Source organism: Streptomyces chryseus (assembly GCF_014650755.1).
In the GTDB taxonomy this organism is placed as follows: Bacteria; Actinomycetota; Actinomycetes; order Streptomycetales; family Streptomycetaceae; genus Streptomyces; species Streptomyces chryseus.
In genome coordinates this window covers 42,719-68,249 of sequence record NZ_BMVO01000014.1, presented here as the reverse complement: position 1 = coordinate 68,249, position 25,531 = coordinate 42,719, and the positions used below count along the sequence as shown (strand labels likewise).

Genomic DNA, 25,531 nt, shown 5'->3' with positions numbered 1-25,531 from the left:
GGCCCACCCTACGGTCGGCGGGTGCGCGCCGCCGCTGCCTCCCGCCCGCAGGAGTAGGCGAGCGGGCTGATCAGCTCCTCAACGTCGGGAAGCCACCGGTTCGCCGGAGTGGGGCGGCGGGCCCACTGGACCGCGCCCATTGCGCCGAGCCGGGTCGGCGGCCCCGCGACGTAGTCGCCCTCGCCGCGTGTGACCAGGTCGATGGCGGTCGGCGTCCAGCCCAACTTGCGTACCAGGTCCGGCACCTTGGCGCCCGCGCCCGGCAGCACGAAGAACAGCATGCGGCGGTCGGGAGTGCAGGTCACCGGGCCGAGCGTCAGCTCCATGCGCTCCATCCGGGCCAGCGCCAGGAAACCGGCGGACTCGGGAACGTCCAGAGCGTCGAAGGAACGGCCCGTCGGCAGCAGGATCGAGGCCCTCGGCTGTTTCGACCACATGCGGCGCGCGGCGGTGGCGCTGCCCGTCGCCTGCGACGCCCAGTCGGCGGTGGCGGGGTGCGCACCGGGCGAGGCGCAGGAGGGGACGCCGCACGAGCAGCGCTCGACGCCCTCGTCCGCCTCCAGCCAGGTGCCCGGGAACACGTCCCAGTGCCGTTCTTCCGCGTACCGCACGGCGCAGTCCAGCAGTTGATCGCCGCGCTGCTTGGGGATCTGGGCGGCATCCGTGACTCCGATGGTCTCTTCCACGATGAACACAACTCCCGCCGTCACCTTGGGTTACGGGCGTGCGGTCCGCTTGCGGAGGAACATCGATCCTGCACGCGGGGCGCACCGGTGCATGGGCGGGGGCGCGCACGGGACCTCGGCACGGGGGTGGGGTAGCCACATGTGTGGAAGCCCGGGAATGGCAGTCAAAAGACCGCCAATACCGTCTCTTCCGGCATGTTCCGCATTCTCTGTATATCTGCCGGGCAGTGATCAGCGGGACCGGCGTGATCAGTTCACGAATCACGGACCACGACCAATGGACCAGGACTCACGGACCATCACCGACCACTGCGGCACCAGGGGGTAGTCAATGGCAGCCAGGCCTCTCGTCGCCCGCCAGCCGAACGAACGGTTGCAGGCGCTCATTCAGGAAGCCGGGTGCTCCAACGCCGGGCTCGCCCGCCGTGTGAACATGTGCGGCGCCGAACACGGTCTCGACCTGCGGTACGACAAGACATCGGTGGCCCGCTGGCTGCGCGGCCAGCAGCCGCGCGGCCGGGCGCCCGGCATCATCGCGGAAGCGATCGGGCGCAAACTCGGCCGGACGGTCACGATCGACGAGATCGGCATGGCCAACGGCAAGAACCTGGCCTCCGGGATCGGCCTCCAGTTCTCGCCGACCGTGCCGGGCGCGATCGAGCAGGTCTGCGAGCTGTGGCGCAGTGACGTGGGGCGCCGCGACTTCCTTTCGGGCTCGACGGTGGCCGCCTCGGCCCTCGTCGAACCGAGCCGCGACTGGCTCATCACGGGTACGGACACCCAGGTCGCCAGGACGGCGGGCGGCGGGCGGGTCGGCGCGTCGGACGTGGAGGCGGTACGGGCGACGACGAACGCCCTCGTGGACCTGGACCACCGCTTCGGCAGCGGGCACGTCAGGCCGATCGTCGTCCACTACCTCAACAGCGTCGTGTCCGGGCTGCTGTCCGGCTCGTACCGCGAATCGGTCGGCCGGGACCTCTTCGCGGCCGTGGCACGCCTGACGGAACTGGCCGGCTACATGGCCGTGGACACGGGGCAGCCGGGGCTCGCCCAGCGCTACTACATCCAGGCGCTGCGGCTCGCCCAGGCGGCGGGTGACCGGGGCTACGGAGGGTACGTACTGGCCGCGTCCATGAGCCACCTCGCGGCGCAGCTGGGCAACCCCCGCGAGATCGCGCAGCTGGCGCGGGCCGCGCAGGAGGGGGCGCGGGGGCAGGTGACGCCCCGCGCGGAGGCGATGTTCTGCGCGGCGGAGGCGCGCGGGCACGCGCTGATGGGCGACGCGCGCGCCTGCAACCAGGTGGCGGGCAAGGCCCTGGCCGCGCTGGAACGCACCGAGGAGGACTCGGGCGACGACCCGGTGTGGATCGCGCACTTCGACCACGCGTACCTCGCCGACGAGCTCGCGCACTGCCACCGCGACCTGGGACAGGGGCAGGCGGCGGCCCGGCGCGCCCAGGACGCGCTGGACGGGCACCCGGAGGGGCGGGCGCGGCGCCGGGCGATCGGGCTCGTCCTGCTGGCCACCGCGCAGGTCCAGCAGCGCGAGATCGAGCAGGCCTGCCACACGGGCACGCGCGCGGTGGAACTGCTGGGCACCTTGCGGTCGAACCGGGGAGCGGAGTATCTGGAGGACTTCCAGCAACGCCTCGCGCCGTTCCGCGACGAGCCCGCCGTACGGGAATTCGGGGCGCGGCTGGAGATGCAGGCGGCGTAGGAGGGGGCGGGGTACGGACCGGCCCTGTAACAGCGCCAGGAGAGCGCATTGTGTTACAGGGCCGCCCGCCGGGGCTCCGGCGGTTTGTGTGGGGACCGTGGGCGCGTGGCAGAGGCCCGTTGTCACCCGGTAGCGTGAACCGACGGTTCCGTAGGTCCACACATACGTCCACACGTAGGAGTCCCGGTGACGCAGAGCGGACAGGGTGACGAGTCGCGGCTTCCCGCCGCGCGGCCGCCCGCGCACGAAGGTGTCGTGCTGCCTGCGGACGGCAGCGGTCCCTGGATACCCGGGGCGCCCGAGGAGCAGGTCGCTCCGGCGGGTGGACAGCCGTGGGGCCAGCCGTGGGGGCCGCAGCAGGCCGCCGACGGGCAGCCGCCGCAGCAGCCGTACGGCTCCCAGCAGCCGCAGCAGCAGCCCCACCCGCAGCAGCCGCAGCAGTACGGTGCGCAGCAGTACGGGGCCCAGCCGCAGCCGCAGCAGTACGGCGCCCCGCAGCCGGGGGCGCCACTGCCGCGACAGCAGCAGCCGGGCGCTCTGCCGCAGCCCGGCGCGCAGCCGCAACAGCAGTACGGCGGGCCTCAGCAGCCCCAGCAGCAGTACGGCGCCCAGCCGCCCGCACCGCAGCAGGCGCAGCCGCAGTACGGCTCCCAGCCCGCACACCAGCAGCCCGGCCAGCAGCAGTACGGGGCTCCCCAGGGCCCCGCGCAGCCGTTGCCGCTGCCTGCGGAGGCCCCGGCCGGAGCCCCCGCCGGCGACGCGGACGCGACGCAGTACCTCCCGTACGTGCCGCCCGTCGGACCCGGCGCGCTGCCGCCCGAGAACCCGGCGGAATCCACGCAGTTCCTCGGCCGGCACCCCGGCGGACCGGCGGCCGCCTCCGCCGGTGACGCCACCCAGTACCTTCCGCCGGTCACGAACGCGCAGGGCGCCCCCGAGGCGCCCGCCGGCGCGCCCTTCGGCATCCGCCCCGGCGCGCCCGAGGACCGGCAGCCGCCGGCGGAGTTCGACAACCTCTTCCGGGCCGACGCCGCCCCGGCGGACCCCACGCAGCAGATGCCGCCCGTCGGCGCGCAGCCGCCGTACCAGCAGCCGCAGTTCGGCGCCGGGACGCAGGGCCGGTCCGCGCGGCACAACGCCGCCTCTCCCGGCGGGCCCGTGGCGCCCGCGTCCTCGGCCGGGGCCGCTCCGCGCAAGCGCAACTCGCCGCTCGTGCTGATCGCCGTCGTGGTCGTCGGCTGTTCCGTGCTGGGCCTCGGCGCGGGCGCGCTCCTGAGTGGTGGCGACGAGGACAAGCCGGAAAGCAGGAAGCCGGTCGCCGCGCACAGTTCGACGGGAGCCGACGCCTCGCCGCAGGCCGCCGCCGACCCCGCCAAGCCGCAGGCCGAGTCGCTCGACGCGCTGCTCGCCGACAGCAACGACAGCCGCGCCTCCGTGATCAGCGCGGTCCAGGCCATCGGCAGCTGCAAGAACCTGCCGAAGGCGGCGAGCGACCTGCGCGCCGCCGCCAAGCAGCGCAACGAGCTGGTGACGCGCCTCGACGGTCTGGCCGTCGACAAGCTGCCGAAGCACGAGGAGCTCTCGGCTTCCCTCACCACCGCGTGGAAGGCGTCGGCGGCGGCCGACAACCACTACGCCGCGTGGGCCGACCAGGTGGGCGGCAAGAAGGGCTGCAAGAAGGGCCAGGCGAGGTCGACGCCGCAGCAGCAGGCGGGCAACCGCGAGAGCGGCAAGGCGTCGCAGGCGAAGAAGGAAGCCGTCGGCATGTGGAACGGCATCGCGAAGCGCTACGGACTGACGGAGCGCGACGCCACGCAGCTCTGACGGCCCCCGCCGACGGACAGCGGACAGCGGGACAAGAAGAGGGGCGGCCGCCCGTACGGCGCCCGCCCCTCTTCCGTAAGTCCCGTGCACTCCAAGCGGTCAGACACCTGAAGGCGCCCGTACCAGCGTGTCGCCCACGTCCACGAAGCCCTCCTTCGCGGACACCAGCTGTCCCTGCCGCACCACTTGGAACGTCACGTCCCTGTTGACGATGCGCGGCAGGTCGCGCGTCGCCAGCATGTGTTCAAGGCGCCAGCTGAGCGACGGGGTGAGGCCCCCCGTCTCCACTCCCTCCAGACGGTTGAGTTCCCCGATCACGTCGGCCGCGGAGACGCTGTCCTTGTCGCCGTCCCCGCCGCCCTGGGCGAGCGACTCCAGCGTCGCCTTGAGGACCGTGTACGCGATCCACGTCGTCTGCACGCCGGGATCGGCCGGATCGATGCGGTTGTCCGCGAAGGCGTGCTCGCGGATCACCTCGCGCATCGGGTTCCAGCGTGTGTCGCTCGCCACCGGGTACCAGCCCGTGACGTACGCACCCTCGAACGGTCCGCTCTTGCCGCCCGTCCGGTCGACGAGCGGCTGGCCGACGCTTCCCAGGACCGACGCGACCCCGACCTTCCGCTCGGCCTCCTCCTCCAGCCTGCGGAACGAGTCGAAGAAGGTCTCCGTACGGTCGCCCAGCACGGCCGTGACGCAGCCCTTCCCGGTCCCGTACGCGTCGAAGGCGCCCGCGCCGGTGAGCGCGTCCCGGGCCCGCGCGGTGTAGTCGCTCGCGTCCTCCGCCGCCCGGATGTCGGTGGGCGCCTTGCGCTCGCCCTCCGCCAGACCGGCGCCGAGGAGCATCGGCAGCGCGTCACCGGCGACGGTGTCGGGACGCACCAGGGAGACCCAGTCGCAGTCGCGGGCGAGCTGCTTGCCGTTGCCCGCGAGGAGGGCCGCCTGGCCGCCGTTCACGGGGTACGAGAGCGGGCTGGCGAACTCGTCGTCGGAGGCGCCGTAACCGCCGATGAACGGGATGCCGGCGACCTCCAGCGGCGCCATGAAGGCGCGGCCGTGCTGGCTGTACGAGCCGACGACCGCGATCGCGCCCTCCCTTACGGCCTGCTTGGCGCACTTGGAGGCGCCGACGGTGCTGTTGTGCTCGTTGCAGGTGATGATCCTGAGTTCGTGACCGGCGAGTCCGCCGTTCGCGTTGGCCCACCGGGCGTAGGCCTGTGCCATCGCGGGCATACCGGGCATGTTCGTGGCCGAGGTGCCCTCCGGCGCCCACGTCATGACGGTCACGGGCTCCCTGGAGCCCCCCGTGGCACCAGGGAGCACTCCGCACCCGACGAGCGACGACGCCCCCACCGCCGTTGCCGTCGCGCATGCGACCGAGGTCGCGATCTTCGAAAGGAAGGGGCGGGTGGTGAAGAGGCTTCGCCGTCCGGTCATGTGCATGCACGATTCCGCCCCATGGGTAACGGGCGAGTGAGCATGTCTCAACACACGGTGACATCGAGGTGAATTACGGGGGGCCGTACGCCCGTGCTGTCAGGGAACGTACGATCTGCAACCGTGCAAGGTTCGGTGAACTCTTCCCGTCGCGGCCGTCGCTCCCCCACCATGGGCGGCATGCCGCTCAATGACATGCCGTGGTGGCGCTGGCGCACGAACGTGCGATCGGCGCTGCACATGCTCTCCGACCCCGTCTTCCAGCAGGAGTGCTGGCTGGCGGGCCTCGAGGGCTACGGAGACGTGACAGACGCCGTGTACCGGCTGGTGGAGGACACCTGGCTGGACAACTGGTCGGCCGAGAAGTACGTCGGCACGATATTCCGGGACGCCCAGGAGGCGTCGCTCGTGGACGTCGCCGTGCTGCGCGTCCTCAAGATCATGCATCAGGTGGGCGCCGACGCGCCGGTATCGGCGTACCTGGAGCACCACGCCTGGCCGGAGGCGGTGCGGGCGGCGCGGGAGGCGCACGTACGGCTCGCGGTGAACGACGGGGAGGACCCGGACAGCGCGCCGCGCACCCTTGAGGTCATCCGGATCCTGACCAGGTCCGCCTGACGCGTGCGGGATGTGGAATCCTCGGGGGCATGAGCGCCCCGCAGCCCGCCCCTTCGGCAGACCGGCCCGTCCCGGACCAGTACGTCCTCACTCTCTCGTGCCCTGACAAAAAGGGCATCGTGCACGCCGTGTCGAGCTACCTGTTCATGACCGGTTGCAACATCGAGGACAGTCAGCAGTTCGGCGACCACGACACGGGCCTGTTCTTCATGCGGGTCCACTTCTCGGCGGACGCTCCGGTGACCGTGGAGAAGCTGCGGGCCAGCTTCGCCGCCATCGGCGACTCGTTCCGGATGGACTGGCAGATCCACCGTCCCGAGGAGCGGATGCGGATCGTCCTCATGGTGAGCAGGTTCGGCCACTGCCTGAACGACCTGCTCTTCCGGTCGCGGATCGGCGCCCTGCCGGTGGAGATCGCGGCGGTCGTCTCGAACCACACGGACTTCGCCGAGCTGGTCGGCTCGTACGACATCCCCTTCCACCACATTCCGGTGACGCGGGACAACAAGCCGGAGGCCGAGGCTCAGCTTCTTGAGCTCGTACGCTCCGAGAACGTCGAGCTGGTCGTCCTCGCCCGGTACATGCAGGTCCTCTCGGACGATCTGTGCAAGCAGCTGAGCGGCCGCATCATCAACATCCACCACTCCTTCCTGCCGAGCTTCAAGGGCGCCAAGCCGTACCACCAGGCGCACGCGCGCGGAGTGAAGCTCATCGGGGCGACGGCGCACTACGTGACGGCCGACCTCGACGAGGGGCCGATCATCGAGCAGGAGGTCGAGCGGGTGGGCCACGACGTGACGCCGGAACAGCTGGTGGCGATCGGGCGCGACGTGGAATGCCAGGCGCTGGCCCGGGCCGTGAAGTGGCACAGCGAGCACCGCGTCCTGCTCAACGGCCGCCGCACGGTGGTCTTCGCGTAGGACGGCGGTACCGGAGGGCGGCTTCCGGGGCGGCAGTACGGCGGGCGGCGGCGCTATGGGCGGCTCACCGGTGCGGCAGCGCTACAGGCGGCTCAGGGACGCCGCCGCGAAGAGTACGTCGCGGATGGCCTCGCGGTCGCCGGTCTGGCCGGCCGCCGCTTCCTCCGGCGGCACATGGCCGGAGGCGAGCTGGCAGAACTCGACCCCGTCCAGCGCCACGTGCGCCACCTGGTGGTCGGGGGAGCCGACCGCCGCCGGGGAGTCCAGCGCGATGTACCAGTCGCCGCCGCCCGCGCCCTCGATCTCCAGGTGCAGCGAGCGGCCGGGCGAACCGGCGGCGACCAGGCTCTTGGACGGGGCCGCGAGCCCGGCCCTGCGACGGGCCGCGAGGGTCGCCGGGATCAGCCGCGCGGCCAGGTCGATCATGCTGTTGAGGTGCGCCGCGGCAGGCGGTTCGTACGGATAGTCCACCGCGTCCGCGATGTCGCCCGCGTGCACCCAGCACTCGAACGCCCGGTCCAGCAGCGCGTCGCGCAGGGGCAGCGCGAAGTCGCCGTACGAGACGGACAGCTCGGCCGCGCCGCGGCCCGCGAACGACGCCGTGCGGATCAGGGCGTGGCTCTGCTCGCGCCAGGGTCCGCGGACCGTGCGGGTGGGCGGGAAGCGGGACCCGCGCCAGTACGACTCGGTGCGGTCCGACGGCGACACGGGCCCTGCGGCGCCCAGCGGATCGTCGAGGCCGAGCGCCTTCGCGACCAGGCCGTCGACGGTCATGAGGTGACCGATGACACCGGCCACCGTCGTCTTGCGGGTGGTCGCCTCCCGGCCCGCGAACCACTTCAGGCGCACCGGCGCGTGCCACTCCGAGTCGCCGATGTCCCGCAGCAGGGCGTCCAGGCGCGCCGTCTCCGCGTCGTACGGAGTGGCCCAGCCCGGGACGGGGATGCGCGCCGGCCTGCGGCCCAGGCAGCCGTCGAGCACGCGGTTGCGCAGCAGCGGGTCGAGGTCCAGGCTGCGCTCGGCGTGCAGGAGGCCGACGGCGTCCCGCAGCCGCAGGGCCTCTTCCGCGCAGGGGGCGCACGCCGTGAGGTGGTCCTCGACGGCCTCCGTCTCGGCGGCGGAGCACGCCGACAGGGCCCAGGCGCCGAGCAACGACTTGAGCACGCCGTGGGACAGGGCCGGCGAGGGCTGCCGCGGGGGCGGCGGCGGAGGAGGGGGTGGCGGCGGTGGCAGGGGCGGCGGCGCCGGCTCCAGGACCTCGCGGTTGTCCGCTGCCGCTCTGGGGGCCGGTATGCGCGGAGCCCTGCCCTCCGGCCGGTCCCGCCCGCCGCTTCCGCCCGGACCACCGCCTTCCGGGCCGCGCGGGCCGTGGGGTCCCTGAGGCCCATGGGGCCCGTGAGGTCCGTGGGGCCCGTTCGCGCCGTGTTCCGCGTTCATCGGCGACGCTCCCCGAAGCCGGGCGGGGACGACAGGCCGTCCTGGTGGGGCGGGTTCGCCGTGGACAGCAGCTGAAGCCCGAGCCGCAGCCGGCGGCGCGCCTCGTCCTCCGTGACCCCCAGGTCGGCCACCGTCTGCCGGTAGTCCCTGCGCTGGAAGTACGCGAGCTCCAGAGCGGCCCGCAGCGGCGCCGGCATCGACGTCACGATGTAGTCCGCGCGGGCGGCGGCCGAGGCCCTGCGGACCTTCTGCTCCAGCTCCTCCGAGGCGCGGCCGCCGTCGCCGCCGTCCGTCAGCTCCGCCGAACCGCTCTGCCGCAGCCGGTGCACGGCCTGTCGGTGCGTGAGTCCGGCCACCCAGGACCTCAAAGATCCCTGCTTCGGGTCGTACGCGTGCGGATCCTCCCAGACCTGGCCGAACACCTCGCGCGTGATCTGGTCGGCCGCCGCGTCGTCGTCGAGCACCCGGTGGGCCAGGCTGTACACGAGCGACGCGAACCGGTCGTACAGCTCTCCGAGCGCCGCCGCCTCGCCGCGCGCCAGCCGCTGCTGCATCCTGCGGTCCCAGCGAGGTGGTGCGTCCTTCGCCATGCGGCCCCCAACCCTGTGCGCCTGCCCACCGTGTGCCCCTCGTCACTTCCTTCGAATGTAGTGCGAGCCGCTGACAACGCATGCCCCTTTACGGTAAGTGCGTCTGGGTTCCGGACCGGGATGATAATGATCCGGTCCCTCGGGGGCGGTGTCTTTCGTTGCGTCGCGTTTGACGGGGGTGCGGTGGGGCAGCCGCGACGTGGAAGGGCAACTTCCGCATCAGCAGAACGAAAGGTCCAGACGCGTGACGCTGAAGGTGATCGAGGCAGAGCACAACGCCTGGGCCGTACTGCACGTCTCCGGGGAGCTGGACCTGGTGACTTCCCCCGCGGTCCGCCAGCACGTCCACGACGCCGTCGCGCACGGCCGCCACCGCGTGGTGCTCGACCTGTCCGAAGTGCTCTTCTGCGACTCCAGCGGGGTCGGCGTCATGATCGCCGCCCGCCGTCTGATGCATTCCTGCGGCGGTGACCTCCGGCTGATCCTGCCCGCGCGCGGCGCCGTCGACGGTTCGCACGTGAACAAGGTGCTCGCCGCCCTCGGCGTACGCCGCCTCTTCGAGGTCTTCCCCGACGTCGCCACGGCCGCCGACGACGAGGCGCAGGCCCTCTCCGCCTGAGGCCCTTCGCGGGAAGGTTCCCGGGAAGGTTCCCGGGAAGGTCGGCGAGAAGGCCCCTGAGAAAACCGGAGAATTCCCCGGTCCGGCCGCCCACGTCGTACCCTCCCCCCTATGGACAGCGCAGAGTACGAGCGCAAGACAGCGGCCCGGTTCGCGAGCTTCGACCAGGACGGCAACGGCTACATCGACCGCGAGGACTTCAGTGCCGCGGCGGCCGCCCTGCTGGCCGAGTTCGACACGACGGCTCGTTGCGACAAGGGGCAGGCGCTCTACATGGGGGCCGAGGCCTTCTGGCAGGGCATGGCGGGCATCGCCGACGTGGACGGAGACCAGCGGGTCAGCCGCGAGGAGTTCGTCACGGGCGCGGTGAAGCGGCTGCGGGACAATCCGCGGCGGTTCGCCGAGATCGCCCGCCCGTTCCTGCACGCGGCGTTCGCCGTCGCGGCCGAGGACGACGGCACGGGAGTCACCCGGGAGGCCGCGGGGCGTGTCCTGCGGGTGCTGGGCGTGGCCGAGGACAGGGCGCAGGAGGCAGCGGCCGCGCTCGACGCGGACGGTGACGGCCTGATCAGCGAGGAAGAGATCCTGACCGCCTTCGCCGCGTACTACACGACGCCCGGCCCCGACACCCCCGACACCCCCGACAGCCCGGACGCCTGAGCCGTCGGACCGGGCGGCCTAGGCCCGGTCCGCCGTGAAGCGCTCGCGCAGCTTGTACTTGAGGACCTTGTGCAACGTCTCGTTGCGCGGCAGCGCGTCCACGAGTTCGAGCTGCTCGGGCAGTTTGTGCACGGACAGCCCCTGCGCCCGCAGATACGCCGTGACCTCCTCCAGGGTCAGCGGCGCGGCCCCGGGGGGCTGTTCGACGACGGCGCACACCCGCTCGCCGCGCGCCGGGTCCGGCAGGCCCACCACGGCCGCGTCGCCCACGCCCGGGTGCCGGTGCAGGAGGTCCTCGATCTCCTTGGCCGAGATGTTCTCGCCCTTGCGGATGATGATGTCCTTCAGCCGCCCGGTGAGCACGAGATGGCCGCTCGCGGTGAGGTGCCCGACGTCTCCGGTGATCAGGAAGCCGTCCCGGTCGAACGCCGCCGCGTTCTGCGACGGGTCCAGGTAGCCCCGGCACACGGCCTCGCCGCGCAGCCGCACTTCCCCGTCGACACCCGTGGGCAGGGGCGTGCCGTCCTCGGCGGTCACGCGTATCTCCATGCCCTCGGGCGGCCGTCCCTCCGTCGTCGCCAGGTTCTCGGCCGTGTCGTCCGGTGAGCCCATGGTGATCATCGGCACCTCGGTCATGCCGTAGCCGTGGGTCAGCCCGCAGCCCATCTCCCGTACGACGGCGTGGTAGATCTCCGGAGGCTTGGGCGCCCCGCCGCCCGCGAGCAGCCGCAGGCTGGGAACGACCTTGCGGGCGGGGTCCTTGCGCTGTTCGGCGAGGAACATCGAGTAGAAGGCGGTGGACCCGCCCGCGACCGTCACACCGTGCCGGCGGTAGCCGTCCAGGGCGGCCGGCATCGCGAAGTGCTCGAAGAGGACGGCGGGAAAGCCGTACAGGAGCAGCATCACCAGGTAGTCGGGGCCGCCGATGTGCGCGTACGGGAACGCGATCGAGCCGACGTCGTCCGGGGACAGCCGCAGGGCGTGCGCCAGACAGGAGCCGCCCGCGATCAGCGAACGGTCGGTGTGCAGGACGCCCTTGGGGTCGGACGTCGTACCCGAGGTCCAGTAGATCCAGCGCACCGCGGTGCCGTCGGAAGGGGGTGGGGGGAGCGTTCCCGGGTCGCCTTCCGGAACGTTCCCGTACGCCTCGAAAACGCCGTGCGCGCCGAGCCGGTGCGCCATCGCCGTGTGGTCGAAGTCGCGCCACCGCCCCGGTACGGCGAAGAAGTCCGCCTTCGACTCCCGCAGCGCGAAACCGACCTCCCGCTCCCGGTAGAAGGGGATGACCGGCGTCTGTACGGCGCCGAGCCGGGCCAGCGCCACCGACAGGAGCACCGTCTCGATCCTGGTCGGCAGCTGCCACGCGACGACGCTCCCGGGGCGCACCCCCTGTCCGTACAGACCGGCCGCGACACGCTCGGCGCGGTCCCTGAGCCCGCCGAAGGTGAGCACGCGGGCGGCGCCGCCGTCCTGGTCCTGGAGCAGTACGGGCTGCCGGGGGGTGAGCGCGGCGCGGCGGTCGACGAGCTCCCAGAGGGTCCGGGAGGCGCCCAGCGCACAAGCGGTGTCGGTCGCGGTGTCGGTCACGGCGGTTCCCCTCACAGCTGACGGACAGTCAGATCGTTGGGAGAGCGTAGGGCGCTGCGCCTTGTCGGTCCAGGGGTGCGGGGCTAGCCTGATATCTGACGGGTCATCAGAAAGTCGGGATCGTGAACGCCGGAGGACACACCCATGGAACTGCCTCGGATCGTCAGCGTCGACGACCATGTGATCGAACCGGCGCACCTCTTCGAGACCTGGCTTCCGGCGAAGTACCGCGACCGCGGCCCCAGGCCGCTGACCGCCGGAATCGGTGAGCTCGCCTACGTGGCGGGCAAGTACCAGATCACGATGGACCCCGACGGCCCGCCCACGGACTGGTGGATCTACGAGGACCTCAGGTTCCCGTACAAGCGCAACATCGCCGCCGTCGGCTTCGACCGCGACGACATGACCCTGGAGGGCATCACCCGCGCGGAGATGCGGCGCGGCTGCTGGGACCCCGTGGCCAGGCTCGCGGACATGGACCTCAACCACGTCGAGGCGTCCCTGTGCTTCCCGACCTTCCCGCGCTTCTGCGGCCAGACCTTCGCGGAGGCGCACGACAAGGAAGTGGCCCTCGCGTGCGTGCGCGCGTACAACGACTGGATGGTCGAGGAGTGGTGCGGCGACAGCGGCGGCCGGCTGATCCCGCTGTGCATCATCCCGCTGTGGGACATCGGCCTGGCCGTCGCCGAGATCAGGCGGAACGCGGCACGCGGCGTACGGGCGGTCACCTTCTCGGAGATCCCGACCCATCTCGGACTGCCGTCGATCCACTCCGGGTACTGGGACCCCTTCTTCGCCGTCTGCCAGGAGACCGGCACGGTCGTCAACATGCACATCGGGTCCAGCTCCCAGATGCCCGCAGCCTCCCCGGACGCCCCGCCCGCCGTGCAGGCCGCCCTCAGCTTCAACAACGCCATGGCCTCGATGATGGACTTCCTCTTCAGCGGCGTCCTGGTGAAGTTCCCCCGCCTCAAGCTGGCCTACAGCGAAGGCCAGATGGGGTGGATCCCGTACGCCCTGGAGCGCGCCGACGACGTGTGGGAGGAGCACCGCGCGTGGGGCGGCGTAAGGGACCTGATCCCGGAGCCCCCTTCGACGTACTACTACCGGCAGATCTTCTGCTGCTTCTTCCGCGACAAGCACGGCGTCGCTTCCCTGGACGTCGTCGGGCGCGACAACGCCACCTTCGAGACCGACTACCCGCACGTCGACTCGACGTTCCCGCACACGAAGGAAGTCGCCCTCGACCACGTGAAGGGCCTCGACGACGAGACCGTCTACAAACTGATGCGCGGCAACGCCATCCGCATGCTCGGCCTCGACCTGGACCGCGACCGCGTCCCGGCCGCAGGACCCGTCGCCGCCGCCGACCGCGCCCGCTGATGGACCTCACGTGCACCGAGGAGGAAGAGGAGTTCAGGGCGCGCCTGCGCGCGTGGCTGGCCGCCACCCTGCCCGGTCTGCCGCCCCGTCCCGACCCGCGGGACTGGCCCGGCAGGCGCGCGTACGACACGGCGTGGCAGCGCCGGCTGTACGACGCCGGGTACGCGGGGCTGCACTGGCCCGCCGACGCGGGCGGGCACGGCGCCACACCCACCCAGCACCTGATCTTCCTGGAGGAGACCGAGCTGGCCGGGGCGCCCTACGTCGGCGCGAACTTCGTGGGCCTGCTGCACGCGGGACCGACGATCGCCGCCGAGGGGACCTTGGCGCAGCGCTCCCGCTGGCTGCCGCCGATCCTGCGCGGCGACGAGATCTGGTGCCAGGGCTTCAGCGAACCGGACGCCGGCTCGGACCTCGCCTCGCTGCGCACCAGGGCGGTGCGGGACGGGGACGCGTACGTCGTCACCGGGTCGAAGATCTGGACCTCGCACGCGGAGGTCGCGGACTGGTGCGAGCTGCTCGTCCGCACGCGGCCCGTGAGCGCGGACGTTCCCGGGCACCGGGGCATCACCTGGCTCGCCCTGCCGATGAACGCTCCCGGGGTGACCGTGCGGCCGCTGCGCACGCTCGCGGGAACGACCGAATTCGCGGAGATGTTCCTCGACGAGGTGCGCGTGCCGGCCGCCCATCGCGTGGGGGAAGAGAACGACGGCTGGCGCGTCACCATGGTCACCCTGTCCTTCGAGCGCGGCACCGCCTTCGTCGGCGAGGTCGTCGCCTGCCGCCGCACCCTGCGCGCGCTCGCCGAGGCCGCTCGCGGGAACGGCCGCTGGGACGACCAGGAAGTGCGCCGCGCCCTGGGACGCCTCAACGCCGAGTTCACCGCTCTGTGGCGGCTCACCCAGTGGAACGTCAGCGAGGCGCAGCGCGCGGGGGGCGTTCCCGGGAACGGCGGTTCGGTCTTCAAGCTGCGCTACTCGCACGCCCGTCAGGAGCTGTACGACACCGCCGCGCGGGTGCTCGGCCCCGGCTGCCTGGACCTGGCACACGACTGGACCACGGACCGGTTGTCGTCGCTGTCGTACACGATCGCCGCCGGTACGTCGCAGATCCAGCGGAACATCGTCGCCGATCGCGTCCTCGGCCTTCCCAAGGGGCGCTGATGGACTTCCGGCTCACCGACGACCAGCGCGCGCTCCAGGAGGGCGTGCGCAAGCTCCTCGAAGGCCGCTTCGGACGGGAGCGGCTGCGGGCCGCCGTCGACGGGCCCGGCGCGGAACCGGTCCCGTCCCTGGACCGCGCGCTGTGGCGGGAGCTGGGCGACGCCGGGTTCTTCGGGCTGCGGCTGCCCGAGCGGGACGGAGGAGTGGGCCTGGGCCTGCCCGAGGCCGTCCTCGCCTTCGAGGAGGCCGGCCGCGCGCTGCTGCCGGGCCCCCTGGTGGCCACGCACCTCGCCGCCGGCACGGTCCCGGGAGCGGCCACCGGCAAGACCGTGGTGGCGCGGGTGGACGGCGAACTGGTGGAGTGGCTGGACGCGGCCGACCACGTGCTCGGGAACGCCGCCGGCGCCGTGCCCGTGCGTTCCGTGGACCCGTTGACGCCGCTGCACCGCGTTCCCGGGGCGGCGGGCGAGCGCGGGGCGGTGACCGGTTCCGGCGTGGTGACCGGCTCGGGGGCGGAGTCCGGTTCTGGGGCGGCTGGTGGGTTCGGGGCGGCCGACGCCGTTCTCGCGGCCCTGCTGACCGCCGCCGAACAGCTCGGCAGCGCCGGGCGGACGACCGAGGCGGCCGTCCGGTACGCGCGTGAACGCGAACAGTTCGGCCGGCCCATCGGCTCCTTCCAGGCGGTCAAGCACCTGTGCGCGCAAATGCTGGTCCGCACCGAGACGGCTCGCGCCGCCGTGTACGGGGCGGCGGTGACCGGGGACGCGGTGGAGATCGCCGGGGCCAAGCTGCTCGCCGACGACGCGGCGGTCCGCAACGCGCGCGACTGCCTGCAGGTGCACGGAGGCATGGGCTTCACCTGGGAGGCCGACGTACACCTGCACCTGAAGCGCGCCTGGACACGGGCCGAGCGGTGGCCCGCGGAGAGGGAGGCGGCCGAGCTGCTGGCGGCGGCGTTGCGGTGAGTGAGCGCTTGTACGGCGCGCGATGCCGTGACCGAGTGTGACGGTAAAGGCCACGTTCCGTGCGTTCCGTGGCCCTTGGTGATCCGCCGGTCACTCCAGCCTGCGACTGGTGAACGATTACGGTCCGTCGATATCGGGTTGTGTCCTACGCGTGACTCGTCACGGGCCGGAGTCGGGGGTGTGCTCCGGTACGCTCCGTGGGATGCGAGTGGTTGTGATGCGCAGCTGTCCCGGCGTTGCCTCGGTGGTGACTCCGGGCCGCGAGATGTGCGCCGCTCGCGCAGTGCGGAGGCGCCGTACGCGCCCCTGTTCGACTCCCCGCAGCGCGCGTCGCACAGTATGCACCACGCGTACTCCTTCGCGTTGGAATATGCCCGAAGCGCTTGTTGCGGTGACTGTACGTCAACCATGCTGTCCCACAAGGGAATCACGTTCCGTGACCCTGTGGAGACGCGAGGCGATGTGTCCGCCGGTTCGGATGGTGTGAGCGGTGCAGGTGCTTCAGGTGCAGTTGGAGGTAGGGGCCGACCCCGCCGAGGTGGGGCGTGCCCGGCGGTGGGCCCGCTCGCGGCTCGCCGGCTCGGGGATAAGGGTCGACGAGCCGCTGGCCGAGACCCTGATCCTGCTCATCTCGGAGCTGGTCACCAACGCGGTGGTGCATACGGGCTGTCCGGCCGTACTGCGCATGCTCTTCGGCACCGCCGACGACGGCACGGTCCGGGTCGAGGTCGCCGACACCAGCGCCCGGCCCCCCAAGCCCCGGCACGCCGAGGGTGACGACACCAACGGGCGTGGCCTGGAGCTGGTCGACGGGCTGGCCGACCGCTGGGGCTGGCAGTCCGAGGGCGCGGGCAAGCGCATCTGGTGCGAGGTGGACCGGGGGGCGCCCGTGGTGGCATCAGGGGCGTACGAGGCGACGGTGTATGAGCCGTCGTGCGCTGTCAGAAATAGCGCGTAAAGGGTAAATAGCCGATCAGGTGTTGACGGTTGGTGAAGGCCTGATGACCCTGGGCTGAGGCGATTCGCTGCGAGGGGACGCCGAGGAACCGAGCCGCGCCGAGGCGGCCCCGCCTCGGCGAACGCGGGTCGTGGTTCGGCGTCGGCTCCTCCGGGGGAAGCGAGAGGGGCAGGGCCTGTACGCCGGAGCCGGGTGGTGGCCCTTGTGCCGCGCTCGGGGCGTGCGGGAGTGCGTCGCCACCCGGCTCGTCCCTGCCTTCAGAGAACTGCCACCGGAGCGACCGGGGTGCCCGTTCCCCCGACGAACGGCTCCGGCATCGCGGAGAGCAGGAAGGCGTACCGCTCCTCCTGCGCACAGGCCGTGGACAGCTCCTCCAGATTCCAGTTCTGGCCCTGGAGCATGCCCATCTCGACCAGATCGAGCGCGTGCACGGGCAGCCACAGGTTCTCGATCTCCGGCGGGAAGATCTCGAAGGTGAGCGTGTCGTTCGCGACCGCCGCGACGTCGCGCGCGTGGAACCACTCGGGCGTGCGGATCGACAGGCCGGGTGACGGATAGCCGTAGGCGTGCTTGTCGCCCGCCAGGCAGGTCTGGATCTGCCCGGTCCGTACGAGAACGATGTCGCCGGCCCGGACCGTCGTACGCGCCAGCTCCTCGGCGGCTTCGAGGTCCTCGGGCGTCACCGCGTGGTCCGCGGCCAGCCGGTCCACCCCGCGCGCACGGGCCACGTCCAGCAGCACCCCGCGCGAGACGACGTGCCGCGCCTTGTCGATGCCGCTGTAACGGGCGCGGGTGTGGGGCGTGATGCTGTCGGCCGGGCGGCCGTTGTAGATCCTGCCCGAGTGCGAGACGTGGGTGAGGGCGTCCCAGTGCGTGGCCGCCTGGAGGCCCATGGTCACTGCGTCGTCGCTGGTGGCGACCGTGCCGGGGCCGAAGAGCTCCTGGTTGATCTGGACCATCGTGTGGAGCGGGTTGACCCGGCCGGGGATCAGCCCTGTCTGTACGCCGTCCTCCTGGAGGGGGAGCGCCAGGGGCACGCGGCGGCCGGTGCGGACGGTTGCGGCCGCGGCGCGCACGACGTCATCGGTGATCAGGTTCAGCGTGCCGATCTCGTCCTCGGCGCCCCAGCGGCCCCAGTTGTTCACGCGCTTGGCGATGTCGTGGAACTCGGCCGGCAGTGACATGGGGGCCTCCTTGGGCTTGTGTCCGGGCGACTGGGTGCGCGTAATATCTAACGGTCCGTCAGAAACCGCGGGAAGGGGCCGGGCGTGGGGAACTTCTTGGCAGGCAAGGTCGTCGCCGTGACGGGAGCGGGGCGCGGCATCGGCCGGGCCGTGGCCCTGGCCTGCGCGGCGGAAGGAGCGCGGGTCGTCGTCAACGACTACGGGGTCTCGATGGAGGGCTCCGCGCCGACGAGCGAGGTCGCCGAGGCGGTGGTGAAGGAGATCGCGGCAGCGGGCGGTGAGGCGGTCGCCGTGGCCGACGACATCTCGACCATGGCGGGCGGCCAGCGGATCGTCGACGTGGCCTTGGCGCGGTACGGGCGGGTCGACGGGGTCGTGTGCGTCGCCGGGATCCTGCGCGAACGGATGCTCTTCAACATGGCCGAGGAGGAGTGGGATCCGGTCGTCGCGACGCACCTGAAGGGGACGTTCACCGTGTTCCGGGCGGCGTCGGCGGTGATGCGGAAGCAGGGGGGCGGGACGCTGATCGGATTCACGAGCGGCAACCATCAGGGGAGCGTCGCCCAGGCCAACTACAGCGCCGCCAAGGGCGGGATCATCTCGCTGGTGCGCAGCGCGGCGCTCGGGCTGCACAAGTACGGGGTGACGGCCAACGCGGTGGCTCCGGTGGCGCGTACGCGGATGTCCGCGAACGTACCGATGGAACTGGCGGAGATCGGCGAGCCGGAGGATGTGGCGGCGCTGGTCGTCTACCTGCTGTCCGAGCGGGCCCGGGACGAGGGGATCACGGGGCAGGTCTACACGGTGGCCGGTCCGAAGATCGCGGTGTGGGCGCAGCCGAGGGAACTTCGGGCGGCGTACGCGCAGGGCGGGGCGTGGACGCCGGAACGGATCGCGCAGTGCCTGCCGGGGACGGTCGGCACCGATCCGATGCCGATGCTGGCGCGGCTGGAGGCGATGGCGGAGGCGGCTGCGCGGGGGGCACGGCCGAATGCGTGACGGGGGCGTTCGGTCGCTGCTGGGCGCCCTTGTTGCCGGGGGCGTTGGGGTCGGTGCCGCGCCGGGGCGTCTCCTCGGGTGTCGAACGTTCGGGTCGGGCTGCGGTTGTGCTGGCTCGTTGCGTTTGTCGCTGGTCGGTCGTCTTCGGTGTGCGCCCTCCCACTTCCGGGGTCGGGCTGTCTGCGTGAGGGAAGGGGCGTCGTGGATTTCGGATTCGGGGCTGGTGACGACGTGTTCAGGGGTGAGGCGCGGGCCTGGCTCGGGGCGCGGGACGGGGGGGACGGGGGGCGGGCGTGGGAGCGGGAGCTCGGGGGTGGGGGGTGGATCGGGCTCGGCTGGCGGGACGGTGGGGCGTACGGCGGGCGGCGGGCCTCGCTGACCCGGCAGGTCGTCTGGGCCGAGGAGTACGCCCGGGCCCGCGCACCCGGCAGAGCCGGCCACATCGGGGAGAACCTGCTGGCGCCGACGCTCGTCGCCCACGGGAGCGAGGAGCAGAAGCAGCGGTATCTGCCCGCCGTCGCCCGTGGGGAGGAGCTCTGGTGCCAGGGGTACAGCGAGCCCGGCGCCGGGTCCGATCTGGCCTCGGTGCGTACCGCCGCCGTACGGGACGGGCGCACGTACCGCGTCACCGGGCAGAAGATCTGGACCTCCCTCGCGCAGGACGCCGACTGGTGCTTCGTCCTGGCCAGGTCCGGCGCGGGCACCGTGCGCCACCACGGCCTTTCGTTCCTGCTGGTGCCGATGGACCAGCCGGGGCGTGTCGACGTACGGCCGATCCGGCAGATGACCGGGACCAGCGAGTTCAACGAGGTGTTCTTCGACGGGGCCGTCGCCCGGGACGTCGTCGGGGGCGAGGGCAACGGCTGGCGCGTCGCCGTGGGGCTGCTCGCGCTGGAGCGCGGGGTGTCCACGCTCGTGCAGCAGATCGGCTTCGCGCGGGAGTTGAAGGAGGTCGTGCGCGTCGCTCTCGCGGAAGGGGGCGCAGGGGACCCCGTCGTACGCGGTCGTCTGGTGCGGCTGTGGGCCGAGCTGCACGTGATGCGGGCGAACGCGCTGCGGACACTGGGGACTTCCGGTGCCGACCCCGGGGGGCCCAGCGTCGCCAAGCTGCTGTGGGGCGGCTGGCACCGGCGCCTCGGTGAACTGGCCGTGCAGGTGCGGGGCGCGGCCGCCACGGTCGGGCCGTACGACTGGGACGAGGAGCGGCCGTACGCACTCGACCCCCTGCAGCGGCTGTTCTTGTCCAGCCGGGCCGACACCATCTACGGCGGCTCCGACGAGATCCAGCGGAACATCATCGCCGAGCGCGTGCTCGGCCTACCGAGGGAGCCCCGATGAAAGGTGTGGTGTTCGACGGCACACAGGCGCAGGTCGTCGACGACCTGGAGATACGTGACCCGGGGCCCGGCGAGGTGCTGGTCGCGATCGCCGCGGCCGGGCTCTGCCACAGCGACCTGTCGGTGATCGACGGGACGATCCCCTTCCCCGTGCCCGTGGTGCTCGGGCACGAGGGTGCCGGGGTCGTGGAGGCGGTCGGCGCGGGCGTCGGCCACGTCGCGCCCGGCGACCACGTCTCGCTGTCCACCCTCGCCAGTTGCGGGGCGTGCCCCGACTGCGGCCGGGGGCGGCCGACGATGTGCCGCAAGGCGATCGGGATGCCGGGGCGGCCCTTCGCGCGCGGCGGGCGGCCGCTCCACCAGTTCGCCTCCAACTCGGCCTTCGCGGAACGGACCCTGGTCAAGGCCGTCCAGGCGGTGAAGATCCCCCGGGACATCCCGCTGACGTCCGCCGCGCTCATCGGCTGCGGGGTCCTCACCGGTGTCGGAGCCGTGCTCAACCGGGCGAAGGTGGCCCTCGGGGACACCGTCGTCGTCATCGGGACGGGCGGGATCGGGCTCAACGTCATCCAGGGCGCCCGGATCGCCGGCGCCTCGGTCGTCGTCGCCGTCGATTCCAATCCGGCCAAGGAGGCGGCCGCGCGGCTGTTCGGCGCGACGCACTTCCTCGGCTCGGCCGAGGGGGACGCCGTACGGGAGATCCTGCCGTCCGGCGCGGACCACGCGTTCGAGTGCGTCGGCAGCACGGCGCTGATCCGCCAGGCGATCGACCTGCTCGACCGGCACGGGCAGGCGGTGCTGCTCGGTGTGCCGGCCGCCACGGCGGAGGCGTCGTTCCTCGTCTCCTCGATGTACCTGGACAAGTCGATCCTCGGCTGCCGGTACGGCTCCTCACGCCCGCAGCAGGACATCGCCCTGTACGCCCGGCTGTACGCGCAGGGCCGGCTGCTGCTGGACGAGCTGGTGACCGAGACGTACCCCGTGGAGGACTTCGCCAAGGCGGTGGACGACGCGCACCACGGGCGGGTGGCCAGGGGCGTGCTGACGTTCTGAGCCGGCCGTCACCCGCTCGGGGCGGTCGTCGCGCGGAACGTGCGGCGGTAGACGCTCGGGGGCACGCCGAGCGCCGCCTGGAGGTGCTGGCGCAGGGAGGTCGCGGTGCCGAAGCCGGCGTCGCGGGCCACCTGGTCGATGGAGAGATCGGTCGATTCGAGCAGGTGGCGGGCCCGTTCGACGCGTTGCTGGGTCAGCCACTGGCCGGGGCTGATCCCGGCCTCCTCGCGGAACCGGCGCGTGAACGTCCGTACCGACATCGACTCCTGCTCGGCCATGTCCCGCAACTGGATCGGCTCGTGGAGGCGGCCCAGTGCCCACGCGCGAGCCGCGGTCGTGGTAGCCAGCTGGGGCTCCGGAACGGGGCGGTGGACGTACTGGGACTGGCCGCCCTCCCGGTGCGGCGGTACGACGGTGCCCCGGGCCACCGCGTTGGCCACACCGCTGCCGTGGTCGCGCCGCACGATGTGCAGGCACAGGTCGAGGCCGGCCGCGACCCCGGCCGAGGTCAGGACGTCGCCGTCGTCGATGAACAGCACGTCCGGGTCGACCCTGACCGACGGGAACAGCCGCTGGAAGTGCTCGGCGGAAGCCCAGTGCGTGGTCGCGGGCCGGTCGTCGAGGTATCCCGCCGCGGCCAGGACGTAGCCGCCGGTGCAGATGGAGACCATGCGGGTGCCGGGGCGGACGAGGGCGAAGGCGGCCCGCAGTTCCTCGGTCAGTACGCCCTGTTCGTGGACGGGGCCGAGCTCGTACGACGCGGGGATCACGACCGTGTCGGCGGTGGCCAGCGCCTCGGGTCCGTGCTCGACGGCGATGGCGAAGTCGGCGTCCGTACGGACCGGGCCCGGCGGGCGCACGGAGCACGTCACGGTCTCGTAGAGCGGGCGGCCGGCTGCGTCCTTCGCGAGGCCGAAGATGCGGTGCGGGATGCCCAGTTCGAAGGGGAGCAGTCCGTCGAGCGCGAGGACGGCGACGCGGTGGGGCATGGCGGGACACTCCTTCGGCACGGGTCGGCTCCCCGTCGTCTTATTCACTGGCTGGTATAGACCTCAAGCTGGTACATGTCTGCGCTGTGACGGAGAAGCGCGCAGCAGCCCAGGACATTCCCGAGACGGCCGGAGCGTCGCGTGAACCCTCCGCGGGCCGATGGAACCGTAACTTCCGGCTCTTCTTCGTGGCCCGTACGGTCGCCGTCTTCGGCGACGGCATGGTCCCCGTGGCCCTGGCGGCCGGTCTGCTCGGCGCGGGCCGCCCCGGCTCCTCGGTCGGTTACGCCCTGGCCGCGTGGATCGGCCCCTTCGCGGTGCTGGTCCTCTTCGGCGGCGTACTCGCGGACCGCTTCACGCCCCGCCGGATGATGATCCTCGCGGACGGTCTGCGCCTGGTCGGCGCCTCGGTGCTCGCCGTGTCCTTCGCGGCCGGCGATCCGTCGGTGTGGGTGGTGTACGGGCTGAGCGCGGTCAGCGGTGTCGGTGCGGCGTTGTTCCAGCCCGGGGTCGCTTCGACCGTCCCGCGCATCGCGCACGACGTACAGCGGGCGAACGCGGTCCTGCGCGTCTGCGAGGCGCTCATGACCATGGCGGGCCCGGCGTTCGCGGGGCTCGTGGTGGGGCTCTCGGGCGGCGCCGGCGCGGTCTTCGCCGCCAACGCCGCGACGTTCGCGGTCAGCGGGATCTGCCTGTTCCTGCTGCGGCTGCCGCCGGCCGGGGAGCCGGTGGAGCGCGGCTCGCTGCTGGCGGAACTGGTCGACGGCTGGCGCGAGTTCACCTCGCGCAGCTGGCTGTGGGGCGTCATCGCGATCTGGACGGTGTACGGGCTGACCGTGGCCGGCCCGATGCTGCCGCTCACCGCCGTCCTGGTGACCGAGACGCACGGCTCGGGCACGTACGGCGTGCTCATGGCGGTCAACGGCGCGGGCAGCGCGGCGGGCGGGCTGCTGGCGATGCGGCTGCGGCCGACGCGTCCGCTGGCGGCGGGCGCCGTGGCGCTGCTCGGGGTCGTGGTCAACCTGCTGGTGCTGGGTCTGGACCTGTCCGTACCGGCCCTGGGGGCGGGCCAGTTCGCCGGCGGCGCGGCCTTCGCGTTCTGGCTGGTGATGTGGTCGACGACGGTCCAGACGCACGTGCCGCCCGACGCGCTGAACCGGCTGCACGCGTACGACGTGTCCGGGTCGCTGCTGATGATGGCGGCGGGCCGCGCGCTGGCGGGCCCGGTGGCGGAGGCGGTGGGCGCGGGACGGGTCCTGCTGGCGGGGGTGGTCGTGATGCTGGGGGTGGTCGGAGTGATGCTGGGGGTGCGGCCGATTCGCGAGCTGCGGCGGGTGGGGTGAGGGCATCGGGGCGCTCGAAGCACGTGTCCCGATCCTTGCGAACCGTGGCTGTCCGGCCACTCGTCCGACGCCTCGACGGGCCCGAAGCTGAGTGACGTGACCCAGACAACCGACGCCGCACCGCAGACGAACCCCCGGGCCACCGGCCCGCGCCGCACCCGCCGGATGCCCCACCGCGCGTGGTTCGTGGCCGCCGTGGCCTTCGTGACGATCACCGGCGGCGCCGCCTTCAACTCCCTCCCCGGCCTGCTGATCGACCCGCTGCACGACCGATTCGGCTGGTCGCGTGGCGAGATCGGCTTCGCCGTCTCCATCGACATGGCGCTGTACGGTCTGACCGCGCCGTTCGCCGCCGCGCTCATGGACCGCTTCGGCATGCGCAAGGTGGTGGTCGCGGCGCTGAGCATGGTCGCCGCCGGCGCCCTGCTCAGCGTCTGGATGACCGCGAGCTGGCAGCTGATGCTCTACTGGGGCCTGCTCGTCGGCCTCGGAACCGGATCGATGGCGATGGCCTTCGCCGCGACGGTCACCAACCGCTGGTTCGTCGAGCGCCGGGGCCTGGTCACCGGCGTACTGACCGCCGCCGGGGCGTCCGGCCAGCTGATCTTCCTGCCGCTGTGCGCCTGGATCGTGGACAACCACGGCTGGCGGCCCGCCTCCGTCACGGTCGCCCTGGCCGCGCTGGTCGTGGTCCCGTTCGTCTGGCTGCTGCTGCGCGACCATCCGGCCGACGTGGGACTCGCCCCGTACGGAGGGGAGTTCGTGCCGAAGCCGGCGCCCCGGAGGGGCGCGGCGAAGCGGACGGTGACCGTGCTTCTCGCGGCGGTGAAGACGGGGCCCTTCTGGCTGCTCGCGGGCACCTTCGCGATCTGCGGCGCGTCGACGAACGGACTCATGCGGACGTACTTCGTCCCCTCCGCCCACGACCACGGCATGCCGATCACCGCCGCCGCCTCGCTGCTCGCCGTCATCGGGGTCTTCGACGTCATCGGCACGATCGCCTCCGGCTGGCTCACCGACCGCTTCGAGGCCCGCCGCCTGCTCGCCGTGTACTACGCCCTGCGCGGTGTCTCGCTGCTCTTCCTGCCGATGCTGATGGCCCCGGACGTCCACCCGCCGATGATCTTCTTCATCGTCTTCTACGGCCTCGACTGGGTGGCGACCGTACCGCCGACCCTCGCCCTGTGCCGTGAGCAGTACGGCGAGGACTCCGCGATCGTCTTCGGGTGGGTGCTCGCCTCGCACCAGGTGGGCGCGGCGGTGGTCGCCTTCGCGGGCGGTGTGGCGCGTGACGTGTTCGGCTCGTACGACGTCGTCTGGTACGCGGCGGGGGCGCTGTGCGCGGCCGCCGCGCTGATGTCCCTGGTCATCCGCAGGAAGCCGGTGCCCCTCGCGGGTCTCACGCGCTGAAGCGGCCGAACCTGCCCCGGTGGAACAGCAGCGGCTCCCCGTCGTCGGACCCGCCCAGCGCCTCGACCCGGCCGACCACGATCAGGTGGTCGCCGCCGGTGTGGACGGCCTGGACGCGGCAGTCGATCCAGGCCGGTACGGAGTCGAGCAGCGGCGACCCGGTGACGGGCGCCGGCGCGTACCCGACGCCCGCGAACTTGTCCGCCCCGCTCAGCGCGAAGCCGCGGCACAGGTCGCCCTGGTCCGCGCCGAGGACGTTGACGCAGAAGACGCCGGCGCGGGCGATGCGGGGCCAGGTCGTGGACGTGCGGGCGACCATGAAGGTGACCAGGGGCGGGTCGAGGGAGAGCGAGGCGAAGGACTGGCAGGCGAAGCCGGCGGGGCCGGCGGGGGTATCGGAACTCGGTGGCGCCGTGACGACCGTGACGCCCGTCGCGAAGTGGCCGAGTACGGCGCGGAACTCGGCCGGGTCGACCGGCAGCCGCTCGTCCGCGCCGACGGCCCGCAGGTCGGGGCGCGGGAGCGGGTCGTAGGGTTCGGCGGCCGTGGGGGCGCCGACCGACCTGAGGTATCGGACGACGGTGGCCGCCATCCCTGCGTGTCCCATCACACCCCCATTGAAACTGACGGGCCGTCAGATGGGAAGCCTCCGACC

The 25,531-nt window shown here is 72.4% G+C and carries 23 protein-coding genes; 15 read left to right on the top strand and 8 right to left on the bottom strand.

Going from position 1 to position 25,531, the window contains the following annotated elements; all coding sequences use genetic code 11:
- Positions 1 to 8: 8 nt before the first annotated feature.
- Positions 9 to 695, bottom strand: coding sequence for a bifunctional DNA primase/polymerase (locus tag IE185_RS20970; protein WP_138897274.1), 687 nt, complete (start codon positions 693 to 695; stop codon positions 9 to 11).
- Between the two features lie 322 nt (positions 696 to 1,017).
- Between IE185_RS20970 and IE185_RS20965 the strand changes: the two genes are divergently transcribed.
- The gene (locus IE185_RS20965) at positions 1,018 to 2,403 is read left to right on the top strand and encodes an NsdA family TPR-like regulatory protein (protein WP_138897425.1); all 1,386 of its coding nucleotides are present in this window, start codon (positions 1,018 to 1,020) and stop codon (positions 2,401 to 2,403) included.
- A 186-nt stretch (positions 2,404 to 2,589) separates the two neighbouring features.
- Entirely contained in the window at positions 2,590 to 4,227 is a 1,638-nt protein-coding gene (locus tag IE185_RS20960) for a hypothetical protein (RefSeq protein ID WP_138897426.1), read from the top strand.
- 99 nt (positions 4,228 to 4,326) lie between these two features.
- Here the strand turns inward: IE185_RS20960 and IE185_RS20955 are convergent, their stop codons facing one another.
- Positions 4,327 to 5,661, bottom strand: coding sequence for an ABC transporter substrate-binding protein (locus IE185_RS20955; protein WP_138897427.1), 1,335 nt, complete (start codon positions 5,659 to 5,661; stop codon positions 4,327 to 4,329).
- Between the two features lie 171 nt (positions 5,662 to 5,832).
- Here IE185_RS20955 and IE185_RS20950 point away from each other — a divergent pair, with 171 nt between their 5' ends.
- Both IE185_RS20950 and purU read left to right on the top strand, forming a co-directional pair.
- Complete coding sequence (locus tag IE185_RS20950) at positions 5,833 to 6,279, top strand: SCO4402 family protein (protein WP_189715766.1); 447 nt, start codon at positions 5,833 to 5,835, stop codon at positions 6,277 to 6,279.
- 29 nt (positions 6,280 to 6,308) lie between these two features.
- A complete protein-coding gene (gene purU / locus IE185_RS20945) occupies positions 6,309 to 7,199 on the top strand; it encodes a formyltetrahydrofolate deformylase (protein WP_138897429.1) in 891 nt (296 codons plus the stop codon).
- Between the two features lie 81 nt (positions 7,200 to 7,280).
- Here the strand turns inward: purU and IE185_RS20940 are convergent, their stop codons facing one another.
- Positions 7,281 to 8,636, bottom strand: a complete 1,356-nt coding sequence (locus IE185_RS20940; RefSeq protein WP_229843618.1) for a zf-HC2 domain-containing protein — start codon at positions 8,634 to 8,636, stop codon at positions 7,281 to 7,283.
- A complete protein-coding gene (locus IE185_RS20935) occupies positions 8,633 to 9,226 on the bottom strand; it encodes a sigma-70 family RNA polymerase sigma factor (protein ID WP_138897564.1) in 594 nt (197 codons plus the stop codon). Before IE185_RS20935 ends, IE185_RS20940 begins: the two co-directional genes overlap by 4 nt.
- A 244-nt stretch (positions 9,227 to 9,470) precedes the next feature.
- Here IE185_RS20935 and IE185_RS20930 point away from each other — a divergent pair, with 244 nt between their 5' ends.
- A complete protein-coding gene (locus tag IE185_RS20930) occupies positions 9,471 to 9,845 on the top strand; it encodes an STAS domain-containing protein (protein ID WP_138897565.1) in 375 nt (124 codons plus the stop codon).
- Positions 9,846 to 9,956: 111 nt separating this feature from the next.
- Positions 9,957 to 10,505, top strand: a complete 549-nt coding sequence (locus IE185_RS20925; RefSeq protein WP_138897566.1) for an EF-hand domain-containing protein — start codon at positions 9,957 to 9,959, stop codon at positions 10,503 to 10,505.
- 18 nt (positions 10,506 to 10,523) lie between these two features.
- On the opposite strand, the gene IE185_RS20920 is transcribed toward IE185_RS20925, so the two are convergent.
- The gene (locus tag IE185_RS20920) at positions 10,524 to 12,092 is read right to left on the bottom strand and encodes a class I adenylate-forming enzyme family protein (protein ID WP_138897567.1); all 1,569 of its coding nucleotides are present in this window, start codon (positions 12,090 to 12,092) and stop codon (positions 10,524 to 10,526) included.
- 144 nt (positions 12,093 to 12,236) lie between these two features.
- Here IE185_RS20920 and IE185_RS20915 point away from each other — a divergent pair, with 144 nt between their 5' ends.
- The 4 genes from IE185_RS20915 (at position 12,237) to IE185_RS20900 (ending at position 16,561) form a co-directional block, all read left to right on the top strand.
- Entirely contained in the window at positions 12,237 to 13,475 is a 1,239-nt protein-coding gene (locus IE185_RS20915) for an amidohydrolase family protein (RefSeq protein ID WP_138897568.1), read from the top strand.
- On the top strand, positions 13,475 to 14,638 hold the full coding sequence (locus IE185_RS20910; protein WP_138897569.1) for an acyl-CoA dehydrogenase family protein: 1,164 nt from the start codon (positions 13,475 to 13,477) through the stop codon (positions 14,636 to 14,638). Before IE185_RS20915 ends, IE185_RS20910 begins: the two co-directional genes overlap by 1 nt.
- Complete coding sequence (locus tag IE185_RS20905; RefSeq protein ID WP_189715723.1) at positions 14,638 to 15,603, top strand: acyl-CoA dehydrogenase family protein; 966 nt, start codon at positions 14,638 to 14,640, stop codon at positions 15,601 to 15,603. The genes IE185_RS20910 and IE185_RS20905 overlap by 1 nt, the downstream gene beginning before the upstream one ends.
- A 490-nt stretch (positions 15,604 to 16,093) precedes the next feature.
- Positions 16,094 to 16,561, top strand: coding sequence for an ATP-binding protein (locus IE185_RS20900; protein WP_229843617.1), 468 nt, complete (start codon positions 16,094 to 16,096; stop codon positions 16,559 to 16,561).
- Between the two features lie 257 nt (positions 16,562 to 16,818).
- Here IE185_RS20900 and IE185_RS20895 read toward each other — a convergent pair whose 3' ends face one another.
- Entirely contained in the window at positions 16,819 to 17,745 is a 927-nt protein-coding gene (locus IE185_RS20895; RefSeq protein WP_138897349.1) for a cyclase family protein, read from the bottom strand.
- An 84-nt stretch (positions 17,746 to 17,829) separates the two neighbouring features.
- On the opposite strand from IE185_RS20895, the gene IE185_RS20890 reads away from it, so the two are divergent.
- The 3 genes from IE185_RS20890 (at position 17,830) to IE185_RS20880 (ending at position 21,134) form a co-directional block, all read left to right on the top strand.
- Positions 17,830 to 18,744 (top strand): SDR family NAD(P)-dependent oxidoreductase, encoded by a 915-nt coding sequence (locus tag IE185_RS20890; RefSeq protein WP_138908823.1) that lies wholly within the window; start codon positions 17,830 to 17,832, stop codon positions 18,742 to 18,744.
- 201 nt (positions 18,745 to 18,945) lie between these two features.
- On the top strand, positions 18,946 to 20,082 hold the full coding sequence (locus IE185_RS20885; protein WP_189715721.1) for an acyl-CoA dehydrogenase family protein: 1,137 nt from the start codon (positions 18,946 to 18,948) through the stop codon (positions 20,080 to 20,082).
- Complete coding sequence (locus IE185_RS20880) at positions 20,079 to 21,134, top strand: Zn-dependent alcohol dehydrogenase (protein WP_138898604.1); 1,056 nt, start codon at positions 20,079 to 20,081, stop codon at positions 21,132 to 21,134. The genes IE185_RS20885 and IE185_RS20880 overlap by 4 nt, the downstream gene beginning before the upstream one ends.
- Before the next feature lie 8 nt (positions 21,135 to 21,142).
- On the opposite strand, the gene IE185_RS20875 is transcribed toward IE185_RS20880, so the two are convergent.
- Entirely contained in the window at positions 21,143 to 22,123 is a 981-nt protein-coding gene (locus IE185_RS20875) for a GlxA family transcriptional regulator (protein ID WP_138898605.1), read from the bottom strand.
- A 116-nt stretch (positions 22,124 to 22,239) separates the two neighbouring features.
- On the opposite strand from IE185_RS20875, the gene IE185_RS20870 reads away from it, so the two are divergent.
- Positions 22,240 to 23,466 (top strand): MFS transporter, encoded by a 1,227-nt coding sequence (locus IE185_RS20870; RefSeq protein WP_229843623.1) that lies wholly within the window; start codon positions 22,240 to 22,242, stop codon positions 23,464 to 23,466.
- Positions 23,467 to 23,562: 96 nt separating this feature from the next.
- On the top strand, positions 23,563 to 24,876 hold the full coding sequence (locus IE185_RS20865; protein WP_229843616.1) for an MFS transporter: 1,314 nt from the start codon (positions 23,563 to 23,565) through the stop codon (positions 24,874 to 24,876).
- Here the strand turns inward: IE185_RS20865 and IE185_RS20860 are convergent.
- On the bottom strand, positions 24,866 to 25,468 hold the full coding sequence (locus IE185_RS20860; RefSeq protein WP_138899111.1) for a flavin reductase family protein: 603 nt from the start codon (positions 25,466 to 25,468) through the stop codon (positions 24,866 to 24,868). The two genes, IE185_RS20865 and IE185_RS20860, sit on opposite strands and share 11 nt — an antisense overlap.
- Between the last annotated feature and the right edge of the window lie 63 nt (positions 25,469 to 25,531).

Bases quoted from the DNA above. Each gene is read 5' to 3' on its own strand.
- IE185_RS20915 (WP_138897568.1), top strand. From the start codon at position 12,237: ATGGAACTGCCTCGGATCGTCAGCGTCGACGACCATGTGATCGAACCG.
- IE185_RS20880 (WP_138898604.1), top strand. From the start codon at position 20,079: ATGAAAGGTGTGGTGTTCGACGGCACACAGGCGCAGGTCGTCGACGAC.
- IE185_RS20910 (WP_138897569.1), top strand. From the start codon at position 13,475: ATGGACCTCACGTGCACCGAGGAGGAAGAGGAGTTCAGGGCGCGCCTG.
- IE185_RS20895 (WP_138897349.1), bottom strand. From the start codon at position 17,745: ATGTCACTGCCGGCCGAGTTCCACGACATCGCCAAGCGCGTGAACAAC.
- IE185_RS20950 (WP_189715766.1), top strand. From the start codon at position 5,833: ATGGGCGGCATGCCGCTCAATGACATGCCGTGGTGGCGCTGGCGCACG.
- IE185_RS20875 (WP_138898605.1), bottom strand. From the start codon at position 22,123: ATGCCCCACCGCGTCGCCGTCCTCGCGCTCGACGGACTGCTCCCCTTC.
- IE185_RS20955 (WP_138897427.1), bottom strand. From the start codon at position 5,661: ATGACCGGACGGCGAAGCCTCTTCACCACCCGCCCCTTCCTTTCGAAG.
- IE185_RS20905 (WP_189715723.1), top strand. From the start codon at position 14,638: ATGGACTTCCGGCTCACCGACGACCAGCGCGCGCTCCAGGAGGGCGTG.
- IE185_RS20965 (WP_138897425.1), top strand. From the start codon at position 1,018: ATGGCAGCCAGGCCTCTCGTCGCCCGCCAGCCGAACGAACGGTTGCAG.
- IE185_RS20935 (WP_138897564.1), bottom strand. From the start codon at position 9,226: ATGGCGAAGGACGCACCACCTCGCTGGGACCGCAGGATGCAGCAGCGG.
- purU (WP_138897429.1), top strand. From the start codon at position 6,309: ATGAGCGCCCCGCAGCCCGCCCCTTCGGCAGACCGGCCCGTCCCGGAC.
- IE185_RS20860 (WP_138899111.1), bottom strand. From the start codon at position 25,468: ATGGCGGCCACCGTCGTCCGATACCTCAGGTCGGTCGGCGCCCCCACG.
- IE185_RS20925 (WP_138897566.1), top strand. From the start codon at position 9,957: ATGGACAGCGCAGAGTACGAGCGCAAGACAGCGGCCCGGTTCGCGAGC.
- IE185_RS20940 (WP_229843618.1), bottom strand. From the start codon at position 8,636: ATGAACGCGGAACACGGCGCGAACGGGCCCCACGGACCTCACGGGCCC.